The 2298-nt window shown below is 69.7% G+C and carries 4 protein-coding genes; 3 read left to right on the top strand and 1 reads right to left on the bottom strand.

The genetic code is table 11. The annotated features are described in order from the left end of the window. The 3 genes from RMO30_RS10750 to RMO30_RS10740 all read left to right on the top strand — a co-directional run. On the top strand, positions 1–622 hold a 622-nt coding region (locus RMO30_RS10750; protein ID WP_309713157.1), incomplete at its 5' end, for a GNAT family protein. A 10-nt stretch (positions 623–632) separates the two neighbouring features. Then, positions 633–953, top strand: a complete 321-nt coding sequence (locus RMO30_RS10745) for a chorismate mutase (protein ID WP_309713154.1) — start codon at positions 633–635, stop codon at positions 951–953. After that, positions 950–1882 (top strand): SDR family NAD(P)-dependent oxidoreductase, encoded by a 933-nt coding sequence (locus RMO30_RS10740; RefSeq protein ID WP_309713151.1) that lies wholly within the window; start codon positions 950–952, stop codon positions 1880–1882. Before RMO30_RS10745 ends, RMO30_RS10740 begins: the two co-directional genes overlap by 4 nt. 75 nt (positions 1883–1957) lie before the next feature. On the opposite strand, the gene RMO30_RS10735 is transcribed toward RMO30_RS10740, so the two are convergent. Beyond that, the coding region (locus RMO30_RS10735; RefSeq protein ID WP_309713148.1) for an AIR synthase-related protein at positions 1958–2298 on the bottom strand (341 nt) is incomplete at its 5' end.

Below are 2298 nucleotides of genomic sequence, written 5' to 3'. Positions count from 1 at the left end.
CACCCGCCCCGATCGCCGCGTGCTCGACGGCCGGTTCATCCGGCTCGAGCCCTTCGCCCCCGAACACCTGCCCGGCCTGTGGGCGGCGCTCGGGCATCCCGAAGTGTTTGCGGGCGGCTACGGTGGCGGGCCGGCGGGGTTGCCCGTCGACGAAGCCGCCTTCGCGGAATGGGCGCCCAGCCACTTTCCGCACGAGGAGGGCATCACCTACGTCGCCCGGCTGACGGCCGGTCCCGATGCGGGCACGATCGTCGGGGCATCGAGCCTCGCCGATCTCGACCTGGAGAACGAACACGCGCACATCGGCTGGACGGGCTGGGACCCTCGAGTCTGGGCGGGCGCCGTGAACCCGGAGGCGAAGCTGCTGATGCTCGGCACGGCATTCGATAACGGCTTCGGGCGGGTGAAGCTGCAGGCGGATGCTCGCAACGAGCGGTCCCGCGGGGAGATCCTGAATCTCGGGGCGTCGTTCGAAGGAGTCGTTCGTCGCGACCGACGTCGGGCCGACGGCACCTGGCGGGATACGGCGGTTTACTCGATCCTGATCGACGAGTGGCCGAGCGTGCGCGAGGGGCTCGAGACGCGGCTCGCGAGCGCTGTGCCGCCGACACTGCGTCGATAGGCTGAGGCGCATGGCCGAGATGGACGACGAGACCCGCACGGAGCTCGCCGAGCTGCGGCAGAGCATCGACAACATCGACGCGGCGCTCACCCACCTGCTGGCCGAGCGGTTCAAAGCCACCCAGCGGGTCGGGCGACTCAAGGCGAAGCGCGGCCTGCCGCCGTCGGATCCGGAGCGCGAGCGCGTGCAGACCGCCCGGCTGAAGGCTCTGGCGATCGAAGCGCAGCTCGATCCGGCCTTCGCCGAGAAGTGGTTCAACTTCGTCGTCGCCGAAGTCATCCATCACCACGAGCAAATCGCCTCCACTCACCCCATCGCGACCCAGGAGTGAGCTGGGATCCACGATCCCTGCCGTCGCAGGCGGGACGCACGATCGTCGTGACCGGCGGCAGCACGGGCATCGGCTACTGGGCCTCCGAGCAGCTCGCGGGGGCCGGCTCGCGGGTGATCATCGCCGCCCGGTATGCCCCGAAGGCGGCGGAGGCGATCGCATCCATTCGCGCTCGCGTGCCCGGAGCCGACGTGACGCACGTGCCGCTAGACCTCACCTCGCTCACATCGGTGCGGCAGGCAGCCGCCACGATCGCCGCTCTGGGTGGCGCCGACGTGCTCGTCAACAACGCGGGGCTCGTGTTCTCGCCCGCGCGTCGCACGACGACGGATGACGGCCTCGAGTTGCTCGTCGGCGGCAACTTCGTCGGACACTTCGCCCTCACCGCACTGGTCTTCCCGGTGCTGCGCGACCGGGTCGTCGGACTCGGGTCGCTCTCGACCCGAATGACGCGCCTCGAGCCCGACGATCTCATGTCGGAGAAGACGTACCGTCCGTTTCGGGCCTACGCGTTCTCGAAGCACGCCGTGCACGGCTTCGCGTTTGAACTCGACAGGCGCCTGCGTGCGGCGGGGGATGCCCGTGGGTCGTTGCTCGCCCATCCCGGGTATGCGGTCAACGAGCTCTCCGAGAAGCGACCGGATGTGATCACCAACTCACACGGGTGGCAGCGCCTCGGCGGCTACCTCTCGGCGCCCGTCGGGCAAGGGAAAGACCACGGGGCGTGGCCGGTCGTGCGCGCGGCGATCGATCCGCATGCCGAGTCGGGCGAGTTCTACGGACCGCGCGACATGCTCGGGATGCGCGGCACCCCCGTCGTGCAGGCTCCCGTCGCATCGAGTGCCTCCCCCGATTTCGGCGCCCACCTGTGGGCCCTCGCCGAGCAGTGGTCAGGAGTCCCCTTCCCGATCCCGTCGGTGGTCGAGTAGCCCGCGCAGCGGGCGTGTCGAGACCTCGCTCGCGTTACTCGGAAGTGTGGTTTCGACACGCGCCTTCGGCGCTACTCAACCACCGAGTTGGGGGTACCCGACGACCGGTCCGAAGTGGGATCCAAGGGTGCCGCGTGAGGTGGACTGCAGCTCTTCGAGCGGGATCGTGAAACGGTCTTGCACTTCGAGTGCGCCGCCGGTGTCGGTGACGCCGACCCGCAGCACCGGGTAGCCGCGGCCCTCGCAGAGGCGCATGAACTTGACGTCTTCTTCGCGCGGCACGGCGACGAGCACGCGACCCGCCGACTCGGAGAACAGGGCGGTCGCCGCATCCACCCCGTCGCGTTCGAGCAGTTCGTCGAGGTATACCCGCGCCCCGACCCCGAACCGCAGCACGGCGTCGGTCAGCGTCGTCG

This window comes from Pseudolysinimonas sp., assembly GCF_031389465.1.
GTDB lineage: Bacteria > Actinomycetota > Actinomycetes > Actinomycetales > Microbacteriaceae > Pseudolysinimonas_A.
Note: the sequence above shows the minus strand (reverse complement) of the source record. Positions and strands in the feature narration are given on the sequence as shown.

Coding starts and splice junctions, on each gene's coding strand:
- RMO30_RS10745 (WP_309713154.1), top strand. CDS start 633: ATGGCCGAGATGGACGACGAGACCCGCACGGAGCTCGCCGAGCTGCGG.